Annotated in this window: 14 protein-coding genes; 10 read left to right on the forward strand and 4 right to left on the reverse strand. The window is 65.6% G+C overall.

Features of this window, described 5'->3' with window-relative positions:
- The first annotated feature begins 273 nt into the window (after positions 1–273).
- On the forward strand, positions 274–8,847 hold the full coding sequence (locus IFT58_RS05045) for a glucoamylase family protein (RefSeq protein ID WP_192094180.1): 8,574 nt from the start codon (positions 274–276) through the stop codon (positions 8,845–8,847).
- Positions 8,848–8,877: 30 nt separating this feature from the next.
- Here the strand turns inward: IFT58_RS05045 and IFT58_RS05050 are convergent, their stop codons facing one another.
- Together IFT58_RS05050 and IFT58_RS05055 are read right to left on the reverse strand one after the other, a co-directional pair.
- Positions 8,878–9,852: a hypothetical protein gene (locus IFT58_RS05050; RefSeq protein WP_192094076.1), complete on the reverse strand. Its 975-nt coding sequence runs from the start codon at positions 9,850–9,852 to the stop codon at positions 8,878–8,880.
- Between the two features lie 128 nt (positions 9,853–9,980).
- Positions 9,981–10,865 carry a LysR family transcriptional regulator gene (locus tag IFT58_RS05055; protein WP_192094077.1) on the reverse strand — a complete coding sequence of 295 codons (885 nt, stop codon included), beginning with the start codon at positions 10,863–10,865 and terminating at the stop codon, positions 9,981–9,983.
- A gap of 104 nt (positions 10,866–10,969) precedes the next feature.
- Here IFT58_RS05055 and IFT58_RS05060 point away from each other — a divergent pair, with 104 nt between their 5' ends.
- Complete coding sequence (locus IFT58_RS05060; protein WP_192094078.1) at positions 10,970–12,022, forward strand: NAD(P)-dependent alcohol dehydrogenase; 1,053 nt, start codon at positions 10,970–10,972, stop codon at positions 12,020–12,022.
- Between the two features lie 505 nt (positions 12,023–12,527).
- On the opposite strand, the gene IFT58_RS05065 is transcribed toward IFT58_RS05060, so the two are convergent.
- A complete protein-coding gene (locus IFT58_RS05065) occupies positions 12,528–13,892 on the reverse strand; it encodes a glutamate--cysteine ligase (RefSeq protein ID WP_188326192.1) in 1,365 nt (454 codons plus the stop codon).
- Between the two features lie 153 nt (positions 13,893–14,045).
- On the opposite strand from IFT58_RS05065, the gene IFT58_RS05070 reads away from it, so the two are divergent.
- Together IFT58_RS05070 and IFT58_RS05075 are read left to right on the forward strand one after the other, a co-directional pair.
- Complete coding sequence (locus IFT58_RS05070; RefSeq protein WP_192094079.1) at positions 14,046–14,903, forward strand: AraC family transcriptional regulator; 858 nt, start codon at positions 14,046–14,048, stop codon at positions 14,901–14,903.
- 101 nt (positions 14,904–15,004) lie between these two features.
- Positions 15,005–15,970 carry an MBL fold metallo-hydrolase gene (locus IFT58_RS05075; RefSeq protein WP_192094080.1) on the forward strand — a complete coding sequence of 322 codons (966 nt, stop codon included), beginning with the start codon at positions 15,005–15,007 and terminating at the stop codon, positions 15,968–15,970.
- 145 nt (positions 15,971–16,115) lie between these two features.
- On the opposite strand, the gene yihA is transcribed toward IFT58_RS05075, so the two are convergent.
- Positions 16,116–16,715, reverse strand: a complete 600-nt coding sequence (gene yihA, locus IFT58_RS05080) for a ribosome biogenesis GTP-binding protein YihA/YsxC (RefSeq protein WP_188326189.1) — start codon at positions 16,713–16,715, stop codon at positions 16,116–16,118.
- A gap of 123 nt (positions 16,716–16,838) precedes the next feature.
- Between yihA and IFT58_RS05085 the strand changes: the two genes are divergently transcribed.
- The 6 genes from IFT58_RS05085 to IFT58_RS05110 all read left to right on the forward strand — a co-directional run bounded on the left by IFT58_RS05085 (position 16,839) and on the right by IFT58_RS05110 (position 24,138).
- The gene (locus tag IFT58_RS05085; RefSeq protein WP_188326188.1) at positions 16,839–17,627 is read left to right on the forward strand and encodes a c-type cytochrome; all 789 of its coding nucleotides are present in this window, start codon (positions 16,839–16,841) and stop codon (positions 17,625–17,627) included.
- 103 nt (positions 17,628–17,730) lie between these two features.
- Positions 17,731–18,387: a thiol:disulfide interchange protein DsbA/DsbL gene (locus tag IFT58_RS05090; protein ID WP_192094081.1), complete on the forward strand. Its 657-nt coding sequence runs from the start codon at positions 17,731–17,733 to the stop codon at positions 18,385–18,387.
- 100 nt (positions 18,388–18,487) lie between these two features.
- A complete protein-coding gene (locus IFT58_RS05095) occupies positions 18,488–19,300 on the forward strand; it encodes a thiol:disulfide interchange protein DsbA/DsbL (protein WP_192094082.1) in 813 nt (270 codons plus the stop codon).
- 52 nt (positions 19,301–19,352) lie between these two features.
- Positions 19,353–20,090, forward strand: a complete 738-nt coding sequence (locus IFT58_RS05100; RefSeq protein WP_192081356.1) for an endonuclease/exonuclease/phosphatase family protein — start codon at positions 19,353–19,355, stop codon at positions 20,088–20,090.
- A 236-nt stretch (positions 20,091–20,326) separates the two neighbouring features.
- Positions 20,327–22,492 carry a ferric-rhodotorulic acid/ferric-coprogen receptor FhuE gene (gene fhuE, locus IFT58_RS05105; RefSeq protein WP_192094083.1) on the forward strand — a complete coding sequence of 722 codons (2,166 nt, stop codon included), beginning with the start codon at positions 20,327–20,329 and terminating at the stop codon, positions 22,490–22,492.
- Positions 22,493–23,220: 728 nt separating this feature from the next.
- Positions 23,221–24,138: a hypothetical protein gene (locus tag IFT58_RS05110; protein ID WP_192094084.1), complete on the forward strand. Its 918-nt coding sequence runs from the start codon at positions 23,221–23,223 to the stop codon at positions 24,136–24,138.
- The last annotated feature ends 5 nt before the right edge of the window (positions 24,139–24,143 follow it).

The following is a 24,143-nucleotide window of genomic DNA, read 5'->3' on the forward strand; positions in this document are numbered from 1 at the left end:
GGGGATAGTATACACAGCGACGCGGATTCAGCGCAAAGGCACTCCCGGCGCGCCGCGTCGTCACACCCCTATCCCCCTGCGCATGCAACAAGTGAGTACATTCCGCGGTCATCGTCGCCGCTATCAGGATCTTCCATGCTTCAGGTCCTGCGCGTTCTCGCTCGCTGGTCACGCCAGCGCCGACGTCTCTGGCGCCGCTTGCGCCAAGCCACCGTCAGAACGCCGATTCAAGTAGAAGAGCCCCTCCGCGCGTCGTTGTTCAACGTTGAGCAGATGGAACGCCACGGCCATGCCCTGGCCCGCTCGCACACCGTGCACTCGCGCCCCAGCCAGGAACGCCTGCTGGGCCGACTTGCAGAGAACGAAAGCCTGCTGTCCGATGCCTTCAACCTGCTCACTGCCATGGTGCAGGAGGAGATGCGCATCACGCCTGCGGGCGAGTGGTTGCTGGACAACTACTATCTGGTTGAAGAGCAGATCCACACGGCGCGCCGACACCTTCCCACCGGCTACAGCCGCCAGCTGCCTTCGCTCACCCAAGGCCCGTCGGCCGGGTTGCCGCGCGTGTACGCGCTGTCCCTGGAAGCCATCGCGCACGGTGATGGGCGTATCGATGGTGAAACGCTCAGCCGCTTCATCGCGGCGTACCAGACGATCGCGCCGTTGAAGCTGGGCGAGCTGTGGGCGATCCCGATCATGCTGCGCCTGGCCCTGATCGACAACCTGCGCCGGATGGCCGTGCGCGTGGTGCACGACGGTGCCGACCGCAGGCTGGCCAATTCCTGGGCCGCACGGCTGAATCAGGTCGCCGCGACCAGCCCGAAGGACGTGGTGCTGGTGATTGCCGATCTGGCGCGCTCGCGTCCGCCGCTCTCTGGCGCGTTCGTGTCCGAGCTTTCACGGGGGCTGCAGGGCCGCGGCGGCGTGTTCGCGATGCCCATCACCTGGCTGGAGCAATGGGCCGCCGCCGAGGGCCATCGTACTGAAGAGCTGGTCCACCTGGAGAGCCAGCAGCAGGCGGCGGACCAGGTGTCCATCAGCAACAGCATCGGCAGCCTTCGCTTTCTGGCCACGATGGACTGGCGCGACTTCGTGGAAAGCATGAGCGTGGTCGAACGCGGGCTGCGCCAGGATCCCGCAGGCACCTACCCGCTGATGGACTTCAGCACGCGCGACAGCTATCGCCACGTTGTCGAACGGATCGCGCGGCTGGGGCGCATCGACGAGCGCATCGTCGCCGATTGCGCGGTGGAGCTGGCCCGTGCCGCGGCGCAGACGACGCCAGGCGACTTCCGTTCCCACGTCGGCTTCTATCTTGTTGACGATGGGATGCCGCAACTCAAAGCGCGGCTCTCGCAGACACGGTCGGGGTCCACGCGCCTTCGCCTGCGACCGCAGCGGATCCCGCTGGCCGTCTACCTGCTGCCGATCGCCACCATCGTCGGCCTGCTGACCTGGGGCCTGCTGGCCACCGCGCTGCCGTTGCACGGCGCGCTGCTGGCCTTGGTGGCCACGCTCGCCGTGCTCGCCTTCAGCGAGCTCGGCATCGTGCTGGTCAACTGGGCCGCTACCGTACTGGCGTCTCCACAGCGGCTGCCCCGCATGGACTTCTCGACGGGAATAGCGCCGCAGGCGCGCACGCTCATCGTGGTGCCGAGCATGCTGGGGAGCCTCCAGGAGGTGGACAGCCTGGTCGAAGCACTGGAAGTCCGCTTCCTCGCCAACCGCGATCGCTACCTGCATTTCGCACTGTTGACCGACTTCCTCGACGCCGATCAGGCCAGCCTGCCGTCGGACACGGCGCTGCTTGAGCGCGCCGCGCACCAGATACACCAACTCAACCAGCGCTACGTGGCAACCCAAGCCCATGGCGATGAAGACGACCTGTTCTTCCTGCTGCACCGACCCCGCCAGTGGAATGCCAGCGAGCAGCGCTGGATGGGCTACGAACGCAAGCGCGGCAAACTGGCCGCATTGAACCGCCTGCTCCGCGAGGGCGCCACGGAGGACTTCCTGCAGGTCACCGGCAGGATCGCGGTGCTGGCCGACGTGCGCTATGTGATCACGCTGGATACCGACACCCGCCTGCCACGCGATGCCGCGCGGGAACTGATCGCCACCCTGGCGCATCCGCTCAACCAGGCCCAGTTCGACCCGACCCGGCGCCGCGTGGTGCGAGGCTACGGCATCCTGCAACCGAGCGTGGGCACCAGCCTGGGCGGGCGGCGCAGCTCGCGCTATGCCCGCATGTTCGGCAGCGAGGGCGGCATTGATCCGTACACGCGCACCGTGTCGGACGTCTACCAGGATCTCTTCGGCGAGGGCTCGTTCGTGGGCAAGGGCATCTACGATGTCGATGCGTTCGAGCTCGCTCTGGCAGACCGGTTCCCGGACAACCGCATCCTCAGCCACGATCTGCTGGAAGGCTGCTACGCACGGGCAGGGTTGATCAGCGACGTGCGCTTGTACGAGGACTACCCGACCCGTTACGCCGCCGACGTCAAGCGTCGGCACCGCTGGATCCGCGGTGATTGGCAGCTGTTGCCGTGGTTGCTGCCGTGGGTACCGCGCAAGGACGGCAGCTACGAACGCAATCCCCTGTCGTGGTTGTCACGGGGAAAGCTGCTCGACAACCTGCGCCGCAGCCTTGTGCCGATCGCCATGACGGTCCTGCTGGTACTGGGCTGGTTCATCGCACCGGCGCCGCTGGCATGGACGGCATGGCTGATCAGCCTGTGGCTGCTGCCAGTGCTGATTCCTGCACTGCGTGACCTGTTCCTGATGCCCGTGGACATGCCCATGGAGGCCCATCTGGTCCGCCTCGGCCAGGCCACGTCGCAGCAACTGCTGCGCGCGGCGGTCAACCTGGCCTGCCTGCCTTACGAAGCGCTCTTCAGCCTGACGGCCATCGGCCGCACACTGTGGCGAAGCCTGGTCAGCCGTCGCCATCTGCTGCAGTGGAATCCCTCAAGCGAGGTGGAGCGCAGCCTGGGCAATGGCATGCAGGCGGAGCTGCGCAGCATGGGACCGGTTGCGTTGGCATCGCTGGGCCTGGCCGCGGTGATCGCCGCACGGCAGCCTGCCGCGCTGTGGGTCGCCCTGCCCTTCCTTATCCTGTGGGCCGGTGCGCCGCTGATCATGGCGCGGCTCGGTCGACCGGCGTTGCACCGCGACGCGAACCTGTCCACGCTGCAGGTCGCGTTCCTGGGCAGGCTCGCACGGCGTACGTGGGCATTCTTCGAAACCTACGTCCGTGCAGAAGACAACTGGCTACCACCTGACAATGTGCGTGAGCACCCCACCCACGTGGTGGCCCGACGTACGTCACCGACCAACATCGGCCTCTCGTTGCTGGCCAACCTGTCGGCGCACGACTTCGGCTATGTGCAGGCCAGGACGGTGCTGGAGCGGACCCAGCGGGTGTTCTCCACGCTGGACGCGTTGCCACGCCATCGCGGGCATTTCTACAACTGGTACACCACCGACACCCTGCAGCCGCTTCCTCCCGCGTACATCTCCACCGTCGACAGCGGCAACCTTGCCGGCCACCTGCTGACCCTGCGCCAGGGCCTGCTGGCGCTGGCGGATGCGCCGGTGCTCGCGCCTGCGACCTTCGCGGGGCTGGCCGATACGCTCGGCGTGCTGGAGGAAGACCGGCTTTCCGGCCACGCGGACAATGCCGCCCTGTCCACTGCGGTCGGCACGTTCCGTGCGCTGCTCACGCAGGTCCAGCAGCAGCCTCCCGGCACACTGGGCACGGCAGCCGACAGCCTGGCGTCGTTGGCGCGGCACGCCGAGGCGATTGCGGAGGCGTGGCCTGCTGCGGCTCCCGCCGACGTCCCGGTTCCGCATTGGCCCACGGCGCTGGCCAACGCCTGCACCGACGCGTTGGCCGAACTCCAGTACTTTGCCGGCACGGCGATGCCCGCAGACGCGGCACTGCCCAGCCTGCGCGACCTTGCCGCGCAGGTGCTCGACCCGGCCGCCGCCACACGTGCGCGCGAGACCATCCGCGAGATGGAACGACTGGCGCATGTCGCGGGTCAGTTCTCCCTGATGGAACAGGCCTTCCTGTACGACCGGTCACGGCATCTGCTGTCGATCGGCTACAACGTCGACGAACGCCGCCTGGACAGTGGCTGCTACGACCTGCTCGCCTCTGAAGCACGCCTGTGCAGTTTCGTGGCCATCTCGCAGGGGCAGGTCCCCCAGGAAAACTGGTTCGCGCTCGGCCGCCTGCTGACCGAGGTCAATGGCAACGCCACGCTGCTGTCGTGGAGCGGCTCGATGTTCGAGTACCTGATGCCGCAGCTGGTCATGCCGAGCTACCCGGACACGCTGCTTGACCAGACGGCACTGCACGCCGTCCAGGCGCAGATCGCCTACGGCGCACAGCACAACGTGCCCTGGGGTATTTCCGAGTCCGGCTACAACACCGTCGATACACGGATGAACTACCAGTACCGTGCCTTCGGCGTACCCGGCCTGGGACTGAAGCGTGGGCTCGGCAAGGACCTGGTGATCGCCCCGTACGCAAGCATGATGGCCCTGATGGTCGCCCCGGAGGCTGCCTGCCTCAACCTGCAGCAGATGGCCGCGCTGGGCTTCAGCAGCGATTTCGGTTTCTACGAGGCCATTGATTACACCCCGGCACGCGTACCGCACGGGCAGGACCATGCCGTGATCCGCGCGTTCATGGCACACCACCAGGGCATGGGGCTGCTGTCGCTGGTGTATCTGCTGAGACAGCAACCCATGCAGCAGCGCTTCGTTGCCGACGCGGAGTTCCAGGCCTCGCTGCTGCTGCTGCAGGAGCGCGTACCACGCAGCGGCATCTTCCACCCGCACCAGGCGGAGGGTGTCGGCGAGCCAGCCATGAACGCGGAAACCGAAACGCACCTGCGCATCTTCCACAACCCCGGCACGTCCAGGCCGGCCGTGCAATTGCTGTCCAATGGCCGTTTCCACAGCCTGGTAACCAGTGCCGGTGGCGGCTACAGCCGGCAGCGCGACCTGTCCATCACCCGCTGGCGCGAAGATGGCACCCGCGATCATTGGGGCACCTTCTGCTATCTGCGCGATGTACAGAGCGGTGATTTCTGGTCGACCTCGCTGCAACCCACCTGCGCGCCGGTAGACCAGTACGAAGCCATCTTCTCCGATGCGAAGGTGGAGTTCCGTGGACGCCGGCAGCGCTACGAAAGCCATCTCGAGATCGCCATTTCGGCAGAGGACGACATCGAGCTGCGCCGACTGCGCCTGAGCAACCGCAGCCGGAACACCCGCACCATCGAGATCACCACCTATGCCGAAGTCGTGCTGGCACCGGCGGCGGCGGATGAGCAGCATCCTGCCTTCAGCAATCTGTTCGTGCAGACCGAGATCGTGCGCGACAAGCAGGCTCTGCTGTGCACGCGGCGGCCGCGCTCGCATGATGAAGTCCCACCGTGGATGTTCCACCTCGTGGCAGTGCACGATGCCGACATCGGCGCGATCTCGTACGAGACCGACCGTGCGCGCTTCCTGGGACGGGGCAACACGCCGCGTGCTCCGCACGCGCTGCTGGCCGTTGACGCGCTGTCGGACAGCGAAGGCTCGGTGCTGGATCCCATCGTGGCGATCCGCTGCCGGATCGAGCTGGCCCCTGGGCAGACGGTGATGGTCGACATGGTGCAGGGCGTTGGCTCCGATCGTGATGCGTGCATCGCGCTGGTCGACAAGTACCGGGATCGGCGCTTGGCTGACCGCGTCTTCGATCTCGCCTGGACCCACAGCCAAGTAGTCCGCCGCCAGATCAATGCCTCGCAGACGGATGCCCAGTTGTACGAGCGGCTGGCGGGGCTGATCGTGCATGCCAACCCGTTGCTGCGTGCCGACCCCGCCGTCCTGCTACAGAACCAGCGTGGTCAGTCGGGGCTGTGGGGGCACGGGATATCCGGCGACCTGCCGATCGCCCTGCTGCAGATCGCGGACGCCGACAACATCGAACTGGTGCGGCAGATGGTGCAGGCGCATGCGTATTGGCGCCTGAAAGGACTGCGTGCGGATCTGGTGATCTGGAACGAGAGCCAGCCGGGCTATCGCCAGCTGCTGCAGGACCAGATCCTGGGCATGATTTCGGCGGATCCAGAAGCCAATGTGCTGGATCGTCCCGGCGGCATCTTCGTGCGGCCGGGTCACCAGATGTCGGCGGAGGATCGCGTGCTGCTGCAATCGGTGGCGCGGGTCATCATCAGTGATCAGCGTGGCACGCTGGCCACCCAGGTCGGCCGTCACGAGCCCGCTGACCGACTGCCGCCTGATCTCGTCATCGACGCGCCGGCAAAGACGGCCGACGAGGTGACCGGATGGGTGGATCCGGGCAACACCGCCTCCTATCCTGAGACGGTCATCGGCACGGCGCCGAGCCCCTTCCGCGACGTCGCTGAGGGGCGGCTGCAGGACAACGGCATCGGTGCCTTCTCGGCCGACGGCCGCGAATACATCATCACCCTTCGCGAAGGAGCGCCGACGCCGGCCCCCTGGTCCAATGTCCTGGCCAACGAGAAGCTGGGAACCGTGGTCAGCGAAAGCGCGCCGGGGTACACCTGGTACGAGAACGCGCACGAGTTCCGCCTGACGCCATGGCACAACGATCCGGTGTCGGACAGCGGCGGTGAGGCGTTCTACCTGCGCGACGAAGAAACGGGACATGTCTGGTCGCCCATGCCGCTGCCCTGCCGTGGTCGCGGTGACTACCGTGTGCGCCACGGGTTCGGCTACAGCGTGTACGAGCACACCGAAGACGGCATCGCCTCGGCCCTGTGGATCTATGTCGCCGTGAACGACGCGGTCAAGTATTCGGTACTGAAGCTGCGCAACGTGTCCGGTCGTGCACGCCGCCTGTCCGCAACGGGGTACGTGGAGTGGGTGCTGGCAGACCTCCGCGGGAAATCACAGATGCACATCGTGTGCGAGCAGGACGCCGAGACCGGCGCACTGACTGCACGCAATCCCTACAACACCGACTTCAGCGGTCGGGTCGCGTTCTTCGACACCGATGCCCGCGACGGCAGCCACACGGCCAGCCGCACCGAGTTCCTCGGCCGCAATGGCAGCGTGGCCTACCCTGCCGCGTTGCGGCGCGAGCGCCTGTCCGATCGCCTTGGCGTTGGACTGGATCCGTGCGCGGCGCTGCAGGCACCGGTGGTGCTGGACGATGGCCAGGAACAGGAAATCATCTTCCGCCTGGGCATGGGCAAGGACCGCGAGGAAGCGCTGCAGCTTGCACGCGCGGTGCAGGGCAGCCGCAGCGCCCACGATGCACTGGACGCGCTGCACACCCACTGGGAGGGATTGCTGGGTGCGGTGCAGGTTGAAACGCCCGACCCCAGCGTGGACGTGCTGGTGAATGGCTGGCTGATGTACCAGACGCTGGGCTGCCGCTATGTCGCACGCAGCGGCTACTACCAGTCCGGTGGTGCATTCGGCTTCCGTGACCAGCTGCAGGACACCATGGCCACCGTGCATGCCGATCCTGCATTGAGCCGCGCCCATCTGCTGCTGTGCGCTGCCCAGCAGTTCCCGCAGGGCGACGTGCTGCACTGGTGGCATCCACCGCAGAACCGCGGTGTGCGCACGCGCTGCTCCGATGACTACCTCTGGCTGCCGTTTGCCGCCTGCCGCTACGTGCAGGTCACCGGCGATCAGAGTGTGCTTGATGAGGTCGTCGGCTTCATCGAAGGGCGTCCGGTCAATGCAGACGAAGAGTCTTATTACGATACGCCGCTGATTTCGCCGCTTCGGCAGCCGTTCTACCAGCACTGTGTGCTCGCCCTGCGCCGCGGTTGCGAGCTCGTTGGCGAACGCGGACTGCCGCTGATGGGAACGGGTGACTGGAACGATGGCATGAACCGCGTAGGCGATGCAGGGCGCGGCGAAAGCGTGTGGCTGGGCTTCTTCCTGTTCGACACGCTGCAGCGCTTCGTCGGCCTCGCCCATGCCCGCGGTGATCAAGCCTTCGCGGACTACTGCAGCACGCAGGCACAGCGCCTGCACGATGCCCTGCAGGCCCATGCATGGGATGGCCAGTGGTACCGCCGTGCGTGGTTTGACGATGGCACGCCACTGGGTTCCACACAGAGCGATGAATGTCGGATCGATTCCATTTCGCAGAGCTGGTCAGTGCTGTCCGGTGCGGCGGATCCGCAGCGTGCCGACACCGCGATGGCCTCCTTGGCGGAACATCTGGTGGATCGCGATGCCGCGCTGGTGAAGCTGCTGGATCCGCCCTTCGACAGGACATCCACCGATCCGGGCTACATCCGCGGCTACGTGCCCGGCGTTCGCGAAAATGGCGGCCAGTACACCCATGCCGCGGTGTGGGCGGCCATGGCCTTCGCGCAGCAGGGCAACGCACGGATGGCCTGGTCGTTGGCCGACATGATCAATCCCATCCACCATGCCGTGGATGCCGAGGCGCTGGCGATCTACAAAGTGGAGCCCTACGTCCTGGCGGCCGATGTCTACGCGGTTGCCCCGCATACGGGCCGCGGCGGCTGGACCTGGTACACCGGCTCGGCCGGCTGGATGTACCGGCTGCTGACCGAGTCACTGCTCGGCCTGCAGCGCGAAGGAAATCAGTTGCTGCTGGCGCCCTGCCTGCCTGCGGCATGGACGCACTACACCCTGCGCTATCGCTTTGGCGGCAGCCTGTATGTGATTCGGATTGAACAAAGCGAAGATGCGACCACGCAGCTCCTACTTGACGGCATCATGCAGTCCGACCTGCGCATCGGGCTGCTTGATGATGGCGCTGTGCATGACGCCACGCTGCATTGGTGGCGCCCCGCTGCGGATGTTGGGTGAGCCCGCAACTGCAGCGGAGCGGATTGCATATCACCACGGCTGGCCCATCGTGATGATCTGACAGGGACCGGCACTGTAGTGGGTGACGTTGCCCGTGACGCTGCCGGTGATGGTGGTGCTGCCATTGGCGGATGTGCTTGTGATCACGGTCCTTTCACCGGACGTGTTACCCATCACGACGGTGTTTCTGGACGTATTGCTGACGCGTACCTGCACACGCTGCGCAAGGGCCTGCAGAATCGTCTCCAGCGGGGATGCTGGAGGTGGCTGTGGGCCAGGTTGCAGCCTCGCCTGCAGCGGGTGCGGTGGGTGCGGCGTGCTGTAGACGATGCGGGAAGCGCCTTCGATCCGTCCCGTCCGTGCAGTCGAGTGCATATACAGGGTCACCGGTGCCTCGAACACCAGTTGCCCGTCCACGCGCGAGTTGGCCCCGATGACCACGCGCGGCAGGTGCTGCATTTCGTTGACTGGGCGCTGCAGGTGGAGGTCACCATGAACATGGGATCCCCCTGTCACGGTCACATCGCCGCCCACGAAAGCGAGTCCGCCTTTGACATCGGTGCCGCGCAGCACGATGTTACCGCCGACCGACGCCACACGCCCCTTGATCCGGCATCCATGTTCTGCACGGATGTCGCCTGTGGTGGACTCCACCTGTGCTTCAACGTTCACGTTGAAGCCAAGCGTGATATCACCGCACGCCGTATTTACACTTCGTAACCGTACTCCATTGCCGACCACCACGTTGCCGTTGGTGCTGTGGACAGATCCCACTTCGGCATCGCCGTTGATGTGGACATTCCCATTGGTCGAGACCGTCCTGTCGACGACCGCGCGGTTGGCAATCTTGACGTTGCCGTTCGTCGATTTCAACAGGCCGTAGCGTCGCTCCGGCTGGATACGAATATCATCAGAGATACTGCGAATACCGGGTACCGGCTCATCGCGCAGGGGTAATCTGCGGGCGTTACCCGCAGTCGCAGAACCGTTGTTTGATGCGTACATGCGCGTGCTCCTGAGGCAAATGACAGGGTGCCGCCGCGGCGTGCGCCGCAACTACGCCTCACCTTAGCGGCGCCCACGCAGCCTGCCTGCCAGGAATGTGGCATTGCCGGCACACCCTCCCCACTCCGCTAGCCGCGCACGATATCCACGAACGCGCGCAGCGCCGAGGTCATCTGCCGCTGCCGTGGGTAATACAGCACGAACCCCGGAAAGGGCGGACTCCAGTCTTCGAGCATGCTCACCAGCTGGCCCGAGTCCAGCCATGGCCGCGCGGCGTCTTCCAGCACGTAGGCGATCCCCAGTCCATCCAGCACGGCGCGCACGATGGTGGTCTGCTCACTCAAGGTCAGTCGACCCTGCACATCGATCTCGAAGGTCTCTGCGCCCTGTTCGAACTGCCACTTGTAGAGGTGCCCGCTGGCGAAGCGGAATCGCACGCACTGGTGCTGCAGCAGATCGCGCGGGTGCAGGGGCGCGCCGTGCACGGCCAGATAGGCGGGCGACGCGACGATCATGCCGCGCAGCGGTGGCCCCAGGGGCACGGCCACCATGTCTTCCGGCACGAACTCGTGCAGGCGGACGCCCGCATCGAAGCCCTGCGCCACGATATCCACCAGACCGTCGTTTTCAGTCACCTCGATGCGCACGTCCGGATGCGCCTGCAGGAAACGGCTGAGGCGTGGACTGAGCTGTGTCGGCACGGCGGCCCGTGCGGCATTGATGCGCAGCAGGCCGGCCGGGGTGGCGCGGAACTGGTTCATTTCCTCCAGCGCGTCACTCACCTGCCCCAAGGCGGGTTGCAGGCGCTCCATCAACCGCTGCCCGGCTTCGGTGAGCGATACGCTGCGGGTGGTGCGGTGGAACAGCCCTACGCCCAGCCGCTCCTCCAGCGCGCGGATGGCGTAGCTGACCGCCGACGTGGACAGCGCCAGTTCGGCCCCGGCACGGCGGAAGCTGCAGTGCCGGGCCACGGCGGCGAAGGCCGCGAGGTGGGTCAGGTTATCGGTTGCCATTGTGCAGTGCGCCTTGATGAATCATCCCGATCAACGGCCTATGTCGCCCGCCCGAGCCGGCGTATTGTAAAGCGCCTTTCCATAAACCCTGCCAAGGATCCCCCATGTCCCTCGCCAAATCCTACGCCGTGCATTCCAACACCGCGCCGCTGGTGCCGTTCTCCTTCGAGCGCCGCGCCGTCGCCGCCGGTGATGTGCGCATCGAGATCCTGTACAGCGGCATCTGCCATTCCGACCTCCACCAGGCCCGCGACGACTGGGGCGGCGCCAATTACCCGATGGTCCCCGGCCACGAAATCATCGGCAAGGTGGTGGAAGTCGGTGCCGACGTCACCACGCTGAAGGTCGGCGACTTCGCCGGCGTCGGCTGCATGGTCGATTCCTGCCGCCACTGCGACGCCTGCAACCACGATCTGGAGCAGTACTGCGCCGAGGGAGCGACCTTCACCTACAACGGTACCGACCGTAAGACCGGCGAAGCCACCCAGGGCGGCTACTCGGACCACATCGTGGTCGAACAGCGCTTCGTGGTGAAGGTATCGGAGAAGCTGGACCTGAAGGCCGCCGCCCCCCTGCTGTGCGCCGGCATCACGACCTATTCCCCGCTGCGTCACTTCAAGGTCGGCCCGGGCCAGAAGGTCGGCGTGATCGGTCTGGGTGGCCTCGGCCACATGGGCGTGAAGTTCGCCAAGGCACTGGGCGCACGCGTGGTGATGATTACCACCACCCCGGAAAAGGGCGCTGATGCCACGCGCCTGGGCGCTGATGAGGTACTGGTGTCGCGTGATCCGGAGCAGATGAAGGCGCATGCCGGCAGCTTCGATTTCCTGCTCAACACCATCCCGGTCGGCCATGACACCAACCCGTACATGGGCCTGCTCAAGCGCGATGCCACCATGTGTCTGGTTGGCGTGCTGACCGAGCTGGACCCGCCGCTGACCGGCGTGAGCGTGATCTTCGGCCGCAAGCACCTGACCGGTTCGGCGATCGGCGGCATGGCCGAAACGCAGGAGATGATGGATTTCTGCGCCGAGCACGGCATCGTCAGCGACGTCGAAGTGATCAACATCCAGGACGTCAACGAAGCATGGGAGCGGATGGCGAAGAACGACGTGCGCTACCGCTTCGTGATCGACATGGCCTCGATCAAGGGCTGATCATTGCAGCGAACGGCTGAGCCCCTCGTGGTGGCCGCGTAGAACCTTCTACGATTTGGGCCGGGCGGTGGGACTGGTCGGGGGACGCGCACAAGTACATCCATGTAGCGCTCGTTTCGCGCCATCCATGGCGCTCAACGCCCCCGCCCAGCCCCGCCGCCCGGCCCTGCCGGAATTCTGCGGCGGCCCCCCACGGAAAAGAAAAAGAAAAGCAGATCGGTAGCGCCGACCCATGGTCGGCGGAATGTTTCAGGCAACGGCCCGCTGCGCTCGCCGACCATGGGTCGGCGCTACCGCTTTTCCTTCTTCTTACGTGGCGGGACGCAGACAGTCTGTCAGGGCCGGGCGGGAGGGATTGGTGGGGGCGTTGAGCGCCATGGATGGCGTGAAACGAGGCCCGCATGGATGCGGTTTTTGCCGTCCCCCACCAAGCCCTCCCGCCCGGCCCGATCCCAGCAATCCGCTTCCAGCGACCCACCACGAGGGGCTTCACCGTTCGCAGCAATCAGTACGCGAACTCGCGGAACACGTGGTCTACATCCCCGTTCCAGCGGCCATGGAACAGCGCCAGCTTGCGTTCGGCCGGCGTCAAGCCGGACTCGACGATTTCCTGCAGCACATCCAGGTAATGGCTTTCGTCCATGCCGTCGGCGTTCAACGCCGCACGACGCTTCAGCCCACCCACCGCAATCTTGACCGCTTCGCGCGACAGGTCGCGCACGGTGCCGTTGCGGAACGGCAGGTTCATCGCATGCCGCGGCACGCCGTCGCGCAGTGCATGGCGCTCCACCAGCGTGAAGTCACGCACCAGATCCCATGCGGCATCCAGTGCTTCATCGTCATACAGCAGGCCTACCCAGAACGCAGGCAGCGCACACAGGCGGCTCCAAGGACCACCGTCCGCGCCGCGCATCTCCAGATACTTCTTCAACCGCACTTCCGGGAACGCGGTGGTCATGTGGTCCGCCCAGTCGGTCAGCGTCGGCAGCTGGCCCGGCAGCACCGGCAGCTTGCCGGCCATGAAGTCGCGGAAGCTCTGTCCGCTGGCATCGTGGTACACGCCATCGCGGTAAGAGAAGTACATCGGCACATCAAGCAGGTAATCGACGTAGCGCTCGTAACCGAACCCGTCGTCGAACACGAAATCCAGCATGCCGGTGCGGTCCGCATCGGTATCGGTCCAGATCTGCGAGCGGTAGCTGAGGAAGCCGTTGGGCTTTCCCTCGGTGAACGGCGAATCGGCAAACAGCGCAGTGGCGATCGGCTGTAGGGCCAGCGACACACGGAACTTTTTCACCATGTCCGCCTCAGTGGCGTAATCCAGGTTGACCTGCACCGTGCAGGTGCGCGTCATCATGTCCAGGCCGAGCGAACCGACCTTGGGCATGTAGTTCTTCATGATCTGGTAGCGGCCTTTGGGCATCCACGGCATTTCGTCGCGTGCCCACTTCGGCTGGAATCCCATGCCGAGGAAACCCAGCTGCAGTTCACCGGCGACCTGGGCCACCTCGTTCAGATGGGTGCCGGTTTCCACGCAGGTGTGGTGGATGGTTTCCACCGCGGCGCCGGACAGTTCCAGCTGGCCAGCGGGCTCCAGCGTCACCGATGCGCCATCGCGCAGCAGGGCGATGGTGCGGCCCTGTTCCTGCACGGCCTCCCAGCCGAATCGCTGCAGGCCCTGCAGCAGCGCCTCGATGCCGCGCTCGCCATCGAAGGTCGGTGCACGCAGGTCGTCCAGGCGGAAGCCGAACTTTTCATGCTCGGTGCCGATGCGCCAGGCGCTGCGCGGCTTTTCTCCCGAGGCAATCACTTCCACCAGCTGCGAACGATCGGTAATGGGCGTCTGCGCGACGTGGCTGGGGCTCGACAAGGGACAGGACTCGCTGGTGGGGTGGCCGATGGAATGGGGCTGCCGCCCCTTCATCACAAGGGCGCACTATAGCGTGCGGCCTGCCCGCGTCACGCCTCCGTGACGGACTTCAGCATCCCACCCGCGGGGGCTTGACCCTCGTACACTGGCCCGATGACACCCGCGCTTGCCGACCTTGCCGACCTTGCCGATTGCGACAGCAGCGACGTGCTGGCCGACATGGCCAGCCTGGCCGACTGCGCCCGCGCGGAGGGCTACGCCTGCATCACCGCCCTGCGCGAACACGGTGCACGGTCGGTGGAGATCCCCGCGCCGCAGTTCGCGATCCTGCTGGAGGGCGAAAAGCGCGTCCGCACCGCCAGCCAGTCACTGCGCTTCGTGCCGGGCGACATCTTCCTGATCACCCGTCGCTGCCGGATCGATGTGGTCAACGTGCCCGATGCCCGCAGCGGCCGCTATGTCAGTGCGATCGTGCCGTTCTGCGATGAGGCCCTGACGGCTGCACGCACGTTGTGGAATGAGCCGCTGCCTGCCGCAGGCGAGGTACTGGTCCGCTTGCCGTTGCAGGAACACCGCACGCTGCTGCGACGCTGGCGTCAGTCGCTGCAGGATGGCCACTACAGCGATGCACGGCTGGCCTTGGCGACGTTCGCGATGGCGCTCACGCGGCAGGGCCACGGCAGTCTGCTGCTGCCACCGCAACCGTCGCTGGCCGAACAGGTGCGCGACCGCATCGCCGCCGAGCCCGCGCGTGACTGGCCATCGCATGAGGTGGAAGCAGCCCTCGGCCTGAGCGGCGCCACCCTGCGCCGACGGTTGGCGGCCGATGGCACCAGCCTGCGGCAGCTGCTGATCGAGGCCCGTCTGGCCCACGCCATGGGGCTGCTGTACACCACCCGCTTGCCGTTGAAGTCGGTGGCAGCGCGCGTCGGCTACCGCTCGCTGCCCAGCTTCAGCAAACGCTTCGTCGAGCGTTACGGCCTGCAGCCGGCAGACATCGGCCGCGCTTGACGTTGCCGCGAGCGTTGCACGCACCAGCTTGAGCGCATCGCGCACACGACGCACGCCACGATGACGGCATGCGGCCATCGCCGCGCCATCGAGAACCCCCCATGCCCGTCTTCCCTTTATCCCGTGCCGTCCTGCTCGCACTGGCCTCGCTGCCGTTCAGCGCGCTGGCCGCCCCCCACTCCCCTGCCCCGACCGAACAGGTCGCCGGCGTTTACCACCACCGCATCGGCCAGTTGCAGGTCACGGCCCTGTTCGACGGTGTGGTGGCCCTGGGCCGCCAGGAACTCACCGGCATTGATCCCGCCACGGTGACCCGGGCACTGGAGGGGCGCTTCGTACCCGAAAGCACGAAGGGCCTGCAGACCGCGGTCAACGCCTTCCTGATCCGCGACGGTGGCCGCCTGACGCTGGTGGACGCGGGTACCGCCGACTGCTTCGGGCCCGGCCTGGGGCAGGTGCTCGGCAACCTCCGCGCGGCCGGTGTGGATCCGTCCGATGTGGACGACGTACTGCTCACCCACGCCCATCCTGACCACCTGTGCGGGATTCTCGATGCACAGGGCAAGGTCGCCTATCCCAACGCGACGGTGTGGCTGTCACAGGCTGATGCGGATTACTGGTTGGACCCCGCCAGCGACGCCACCGCACCCCAAGGCGTGCGCTTCGCCTTCGCGCTGGCACGCAAGGCAGCGGCACCCTACCAGGCCAGCAAGCACCTGCGCACGTTCGTGCCGGGACAGCCACTGCCGGGGCACGCCGTCGCGCTGGATACGCACGGCCATACGCCGGGCCACGTGTCCTACCGGTTCGACAGCGAGGGCGAGTCCCTGCTGGTGTGGGGCGATGTGCTGCATTACCACGCCGTCCAGTTCGCCTATCCACAGGCGTCTTTCGAAGCAGACAGCGACCGCCAGGCGGCCGTCGACAGCAGGCGCGCCATGCTGCAACAGGCCGCGGATGGAAAATGGTGGGTCGCGGGCGCCCACCTGCCCTTCCCGGGCCTGGGTCACGTTCGCAGCGAGCGCGGGGCATACGCGTGGGTGCCCGCGGAGTTCTCGCCGCTCTGACCGGGGTGAGGGCCGCGGGCCCGGTGGGAACCGCGCGCCCGGTGGGAATTGCGGCAGGTGGGCATCGCGCGGTAGTGCCGACTTCAGTCGGCACCGGGTTTCCACAGCCGACTGAAGTCGGCTCTACCCCGTCATTGCCGTCGGCTTACAGGCCCAGCCAGCCGCCGATGATGCCGCGCGCTTCATCCACGCCCAGCCGGCTTTCGCCGGAGAACACCTGCACGCCGACGGTATCGCCGAAGGCCTCGTGCAGCTCTTTCTTGACCTTGTTCAGCGAGATCATCTGCTGGCTGCGGCTGAGCTTGTCCGCCTTGGTCAGCAGCGCGTGCGCCGGCAGGCCACGCTGTACGGCATAGGTCAGCATCTGCCGGTCGTATTCCTTCAGCGGGTGACGGATGTCCATCACCACCACCAGCCCGCGCAGCGCCTGGCGGGTGCGGAAGTACTGGTCGATGAAGGCCTGCCAGTGCGCCTGAAGGTCCAGCGGCACCTTGGCATAGCCATAACCGGGAAGATCGACCAGATGGGCGGCAGGGGTGACCTGGAAGAACACCAACTGCTGGGTCCGGCCGGGGGTTTTGGACACCCGGGCCAGCGCGTTCTGGCGGGTAAGGGCGTTCAGGGCGCTGGATTTACCGGCGTTTGAGCGGCCGGCAAAGGCCACTTCGGCCCCCTCGTCAGGCGGCAATTGCCGCATGTTGTGGGCCGAAACGAAGTAATGCGCGCGTTCGATGAGAAGAGACATGCCCATAGGATCGCATGTTGCGACGCCGCGCGCCCGGGGAGCGATTGACCGTAGCGTGAAGCGGCGCTGATAATCAGGTGTATCCGGGCGGAGGGCCTGGCCGGACCAAAACGGAGCTTTAGCATGCGCCACGCTCGCGTTCTTGCCGTTTCCGTACTTGCTGTCTCCGTTCTGGCCGCCGCCGCTTGGGCGCAGACCAGCATCACACCGCTGCCCGACAACGGGCCGATTCAGACCGCGTCGCTGGAAATCGACTTCAGCAAGACCACGTGGGGCGACGCCAAAGCGGGACAGGGAAAGGCGGCTGCCTGCGCGGCCTGCCATGGCGTTGACGGCAACGCCAGCATCGAGATGTATCCCAGCATCGCGGGCCAGAGCGAGCGCTACAGCGCCCAGCAGATGGCCCTGATCGCCACCGGCCAGCGCACCTCCGGTGCCTCGGTGGCGATGGTGCCCTTCGTCAAGGACCTGACCGCGCAGGACATGCGCGATATCGGCGCCTACTTCGCTACGCAGAAGGCGGGTGCCGGCATCGCCGACGACGGCGCGGTCGCCGAGGGCCCCTACAAGGGGCTGAAGTTCTATGAGATCGGCCAGCAACTGTATCGCGGCGGCGATGTCGCGCGCGGACTGCCGGCGTGCATGGCCTGCCACGGCCCGACCGGCGCGGGCAATCCCGGCCCGGCCTATCCGCATATCGGCGGCCAGCACGCCAGCTATGTCGCGCGGCGCCTGCAGGAATACCAGGCTGGGCGCACCGGCGAGACCGACAAGGCCCACTTCCAGATCATGGCAACCATCGCTGCCAAGCTGACCGAGCAGGAGATCCAGGCCTTGGGCAGCTACCTGCAGGGCCTGCATGACCGGGCCGACGATGTGGCCGCGCAGGGTGCACCGCTCGCCGCTCCCTGATGACCGCCTGGCCGCTGCGGTATCCCCCGCGGCGGCCGCCTGAGGTATGTTCATCTCCGCGCCGGCACACCGCTGGCGATCGTTCCTTTGGAGATGTGTGTCGATGAGGTTGATTCCCCGTCTGTTGCTGTCCCTGCTGGCGCTGGCGCCGCTGGCCCTGTCCGCCGCGCCCGCCGCCACCACTGCGACCGACCTGCAGGAAGGTCGCGATTACGAGCTCATCGCCCAGCCCGGCCCCTTCCAGCCGCTGGCCGGCAAGATCGAAGTGGCCGAAGTGTTCGGCTATACCTGTTCGCATTGCGCGCATTTCGAACCGCAGCTGGTCGCCTGGGTCGCCAAACTGCCCAAGGACGTCCGGTTCACCCCGGTCCCGGCTGCGTTCGGTGGCCCGTGGGACACCTGGGCGGCTGCCTACTACGCCGCTGACCAGCTGGGCGTCGCCAAGCGCAGCCACAGCGCCGTGTTCAAGGCGCTGCACGAAGACCGCAGCCTGCCGATGCAGAACGTATCGCCGGAAGAGCTGGCCACCTTCTACGCGCAGTACGGCGTGAACGAAGCCGCCTACGTGGCGGCGCTGAAGAGCGATGCGGTGCAGGCGAAGGTAAAGGCAGCGCGCGAGTTCGCCCTGCGCACCAAGACCCCCGGTACGCCGACGCTGATCATCAACGGCCAGTATCTGGTCAAGGGCACCAGCGCCGCCGACCAGCTGCGCATCACCTCGGCACTGATCGCCCGGGCACGCAACGGCAAGGCCCGCTGAACCACACACCACCCACACGCGGAGGCAATGCCCCTGCGTGTCATCATTCGTTCCTGGCCGACGCACGCCGTCGGCTTCAACCATGGCTGGAGAAGCTTTGATGAAGACCCGTTTCGCCCTGACCCTGCTGGCCCTGCTGCCCCTCCTTGCCGCCTGCAAGGCGGACGATGGCTCGGCCAACGTGACCGCGCCGACCGAGACCGCCGCCACCGCCACACCGGCTGCCGATACCGCCGCAGCAGCCAACAGCGAACAGGCTGCAGGCACCGAGCAGGCCGCTGGCAGCGAGGCAGCCCCTGTGGCGGCCGATGCGCCCATGCGCCTGACCGGCCCGGAGCCGGTCGCAGGCACCGATTACATCGTGATCGAGAATGGCCAGCCCTTCCAGCCGGTCGCAGGGAAGGTCGAGGTGGTGGAGATCTTCGGCTTCGTCTGCCCCGCGTGCGCTGCGTTCCAGCCGCTGGTCGGGCCGTGGAAAGCCGGTCTGCCGGGTGATGTGAACTTCCTCTACGTGCCGGCGATGTTCGGTGGCACCTGGGACGACTACGCGCGTGCGTTCTATGCAGCGCAGACCCTGGGCGTGGAAGAGAAGACCCATGACGCGCTGTATTCCGCCATCCACACCGAGCAGACCCTGAAGGGTGAGCGCGGTCGCGATTCGGTCGAGGACATTGCCGGTTTCTACGCCAAGCACGGCGTTGATGCCAAGCAGTTCACCGCCGCCATGAGCAGCTTCGCGGTCAATGCCAAGACCAATGCCGCCAAGCAGTTCGCCCAGCGCAGCAAGATCTCCGGCACCCCGTCGCTCATCATCAACGGCAAGTATCTGGTGAAGGGCAACTCCTTCCAGGATTACCTGCGCATCGCCGACCATCTGATCGCGCGCGAGCGTGCGGCCAAGGCCGGCAACTGATCCCGGCACAGCGCATCCCGACGTGAACTCCCCCCACGCACGTACCCTGCGTCTGTTGACGGCCAACATCCAGGCCGGCTCCAGCACCCGCCGCTACAGTGACTATGTGACCCGCAGCTGGTCGCATGCACTGCCGGCCGGGCGCAAGCGGAGCAGCCTGGATGCCATCGCCACGCTGGCGCGTGGGCACGACATCGTCGGCCTGCAGGAAGCGGACCCGGGCAGCCTGCGCTCGGGCTTCACCAACCAGACGCATTACCTCGCCCAGCAGGCCGGCTTCAATTACTGGAGCCACCAGCCGAACCGGCGCATGGGCGGGGTGGCGTCGTCGGCCAACGGGCTGCTCAGCAGGCTGGAGCCGGTAGAAGTGCAGGACCACGCCCTGCCCGGCCGGATAGGCGGGCGCGGCGTGCTGCTGGCGAAGTTCGGCGATGGGGCCGAGGGACTGGCCGTGGCAGTGGCACACCTGTCGCTGGGTGCCGGCTCGCGTCTGGCGCAACTCTCGTTCATCGCCGACATGCTGTCCGACCACCCCAACGCCGTGCTGATGGGCGACTTCAATTGCCTGGCCGAGCGGCCGGAAATGCAGGTGCTGTACCAGAAGACCACCCTGCAGCCCCCCGGCTGCGTGGTGCCGACCTTCCCCAGCTGGCGCCCCGACCGCGCCATCGACCACATCCTGGTCAGCAGCAACCTGCAACAGCGCAGTGTCGAAGCGGTACCCGCCGCGTTCTCCGATCACCTGGCCCTGGCCATGGAGATCGAAGTCCCCGCCAGCGCCCTCCGCTGAAAAAAGGGGACGGAGGGGATTAAGTCGTTTTTGGCATGCAGGCAGGCCAAAAACGACTTAATCCCCTCCGTCCCCTTTTTTATCTATTGATGATGCGAATCACTCCCATTATCATGGCGCATCGTGACCGCGCAGGACCGTGCGGGACTGCGACAGCTCGCCCCCCACTCTCCGCTCCGCCCGGCCACCAGGGATTCCCGGCCAGGCGCTTGTAGCGACCTGCCTGGTTGAAGCCGATGACCCGTTCTGCCCCCCTCACCCTGCATCGCCTGCCGCAGGCGCTGCTGGTCGCCCTGTGCACCCTCGCTGCCGCACCTGCGTTTGCCCAGCAGGGTGTCGCACCCGACGGCGCCAGCCCCTCGGCGACCACCCTCGACGGCGTGGTGGTCAAGGGCGAGCGGGCCGAAGGTTATTCGGTGCGCCGCACGTCGGCCGGCACCCGCTTCTCGCTGGCGCCGCGCGAGATTCCGCAGTCGATCAGCATCATCAGCCACCAGCGCATCGAAGATCAGAACCTGGATGACATCCTCGACGTGCTGGCCAACACCACCGGCGTCAGCAGCACCCAGTCCGATACCGAGCGCACCGAGTTCTACGCGCGCGGCTTCTACATCGACAGCTACCAGTTCGACGGCCTGCCCACGCAGATGGTGCAGAACTGGAGCTATGGAGATTCCGGCCTGGATCTGGCCCTGTACGACCGTGTGGAAGTGGTGCGCGGCGCGACCGGCCTGCTGACCGGCGCCGGCAATCCGTCGGCCTCGGTGAACCTGATCCGCAAGCATGCCGACAGCGCCGAGCTGGCCGGCAGCGTGTCGGTCAACGTCGGCAGCTGGGGCCGCACCCGCACCACGGTGGACGTGGGCAGTGCGTTGAATGCCAGCGGCACGGTGCGCGGTCGAGTGATCGGCAGCTACCTGGATACCGAATCGCAGATGGACCGCTACAACCAGCACAAGACGCTGGGCTACGCCGTCATCGATGCCGACCTGACCCCGGACACCCTGCTCAGCGTGGGCTACGACTACCAGCAGAAGCGTGCCAACGGCGCGACCTGGGGTGGCTTCCCGATGCTGTTCTCCGACGGCAGCCCGACGCCGTTCGACGAATCGTTCAGCGCCAACCCGGGCTGGACCTACTGGGACACCACCAGCAAGCGTCTGTTCGCGACCCTGGAACATGCGTTCGCCAACGACTGGAAGGTCAAGCTCGGCGCTACGCATGACACCACCAAGGCCGACGACAAGCTGTTCTACCCCGCCTACAACGACTGGACCACGGGCGCCTCGCTGCTGGACAAGAATACCGGTGCCGGCGTCACGCCCTCGGCCGGTTTCTACAACACCGAGCGCAAGGTCAACGCGGTGGACGGCTTCGTGGAAGGTCCGTTCCAACTGTTCGGTCGCGAGCACCAGTTCATGGCCGGCCTGAGCTACAACAAGCGCGAGTTCGCCAACTACGGCGACTACCAGGTCGGCTGGGCGCCACTGGACAACTACCTGGCGGGCGTCGGCAATTTCCCGGAACCCAACTGGGCTGCCACCCTGCCGTTGCAGAGCGAAGGCACCATTACCCAGAAGGCCGGCTACGCGGCTACCCGTCTGTCGCTTGCCGATCCGCTGAAGCTGATCCTCGGCGCGCGCTACACCGACTGGGAGAGCACAGGCGAAGGGGCCGACCGCTCGCACAAGGTCACCACCCCGTACGCGGGCCTGGTGTTCGACCTCAACGATACCTACTCCACGTACGCCAGCTACACCGAAATCTTCCAGCCGCAGACCGCACGCGACCGCAGCGGCAGCTACCTGGATCCGGTGGACGGCAAGAGCTATGAGATCGGCGTCAAGGGCGCGTGGTTCGACAACCGCCTGAACGCCTCGGTCGCGACCTTCCGTATCGAGCAGGACAACGTGGCACAGGTCACCAGCGAGCTGATCCCGAGCCGCCCGGGCGAGTTTGCGTACATCGCTGCACGCGGTACGGTCAGCCGTGGCTTCGAGCTGGAGCTCAACGGCGAACTGACACCGGGCTGGAATGCCACCTTCGGTGCGTCGCGCTACGTGGCCAAGGACATCAACGACGCCGACATCAACACCAACCTGCCGCAGACCACGATCAAGCTGTTCACCAGCTACACCCCGCAGTCGCTGACCGCACTGACTGTCGGCGGCGGTGCAAACTGGCAGAACCGCATCTACTATCCGGTGCCCGCCTACGGTCGTATCGAGCAGGAGGGCTATGCGCTGGTCAGCGCGTTCGTGCGCTACCGCATCTCGCCGGAGTTCAGCGTGCAGGCCAACCTCAACAACCTGCTGGACAAGCAGTACCTGTCGCAGATCAACGGCTACGGTGCGTTCGGCGACGGTCGCAATGGCTCGCTGACGTTTACCTACAACTTCTGAGTTTCGTTGACTGAAGGAGGTCGGATCCCGCTCGATGGCGAGTGGGATCCGGCCTTTTTGTCTACAGTCGCTGGTTGGACCGCGCGACTGGATCGTGCGGCGGTAAATTCGACTTGAATCACCCACGCTTGCGTAGACGCTATCGGCGTCCGAGTCAAGGCCGACCTATCCAGCAACCATCATCGCAGCAGCAAAATCGACCAAGGTGCCGACGCTAGTCAGGGCAAGCAATGCTCTGGAACCGCTCAAGGTTGGTCACCTCATGACACTGGTGGGCGGCATGCAATCTGCACCCTGTAGCCTCACAGTGCGGACACAGGATCTTCCCGGGTAGTCGGCCACCTGCAGAGCACTTTCCTTCCCCCTACTGAATCAAGTACAGAGCCGCCGCCAAAGCTCGTTGTCGCATTCGGCCACTTCTTAGTCCACGTGCGCTGAAGGCAATGAGCCATAGGCCAGAAGCCAGGGTGATGCGCCCGCGAACGCGGCACACGTAGCTTCCTCGGATGAGCGAAACTCGCAAGACCGTGTTGGCGAAACGTGAGCTCATCAGCGCTGTGCGAGGAGGACAATCACGCCCATGTCACTCGCGAATCAGGCTAAAAAATCTGCACAACCTGTGCGCGTTACTGAGTGTGCATTCTGCGATTTTGATCACGGAACGGCCGTGTCAGTTGGAACAAAGAATCAGGCGCAACGATTTGTTGCTTACCTAGCGCAGGCTCAAGATGAAGAAGCTCATCCTCATCATCGCAGCGTTGCTGATAACGCCGACAATCCCGAACGCAGCAACCGCTCAGGAACCCGGCCGACCCGACATTGTCATCTGCAATGGGTGCCCATTCCCCCGTCAGGCCGCGATCAACACCCAATCGTCGGGCTTGAAGCTGGTCGTCGACTTCAGCCTGGCAAAACTGTATGCCTTTCAGATCGAGTACGACAGGGAAAGGAGACTCTGGTTGGCGTTCCCTCAACAGGTTCCCGAGCCCATCACAGCCGCGTTCTATAGGGTCATGGATTCAACTGCAGCTAATTCCATCGAGCAGAGCAACCGAGACCAAAGCAAACGCGATAGAAAACAGAACGGGGGTCCGCTTGTCACACTCCACCCCGACAATCCTGGAAATTCCAACAACATACGATTTCCAGAGGCCTACAGAGGCCTCAATGCCTACGACATCGTCGACTCCGCATCATCAAGGTCCAGACTGGGTCAGAACCTGGCCTTGGAGCTGGCAGGAGCAACCGGGAGTAGTCCAAACTGGAACTCCATCGCCCTGTCGCTACAACAAGCCGCTCTGTCATTCGGATCGATCTACGGAAGCGGGACGATAACCATCCGAATCACATGGCGTGATGGGTCCACCACCGTTTACACGATCACGGCAGCCAACGTCGCCGAGGCCAGTTATGCTCAGGGCCAGAGCAGGGACGCGAGCGGCAACATGGTCCCCGATCAGTCCATCACTGTGCCCGCCACAGCCCCCGCCTACGCAGGGTCCTACTATTTCGGACAGGCAAACGATCGTGCCCGCTGGAGCAGAAGTGCATCTTACTTCGGCGTCCCGGTAAGCGGCGGGAGTTCCGCAGGGCATCGAATGTCGTGCTCGTGGGACGGCCGCACCGTTACGTGCAAAGCGTTGTAGCAACA

Origin of the sequence: Stenotrophomonas sp. CFBP 13718, from assembly GCF_014842145.1 — a bacterium.
Taxonomy (GTDB): Bacteria; Pseudomonadota; Gammaproteobacteria; order Xanthomonadales; family Xanthomonadaceae; genus Stenotrophomonas.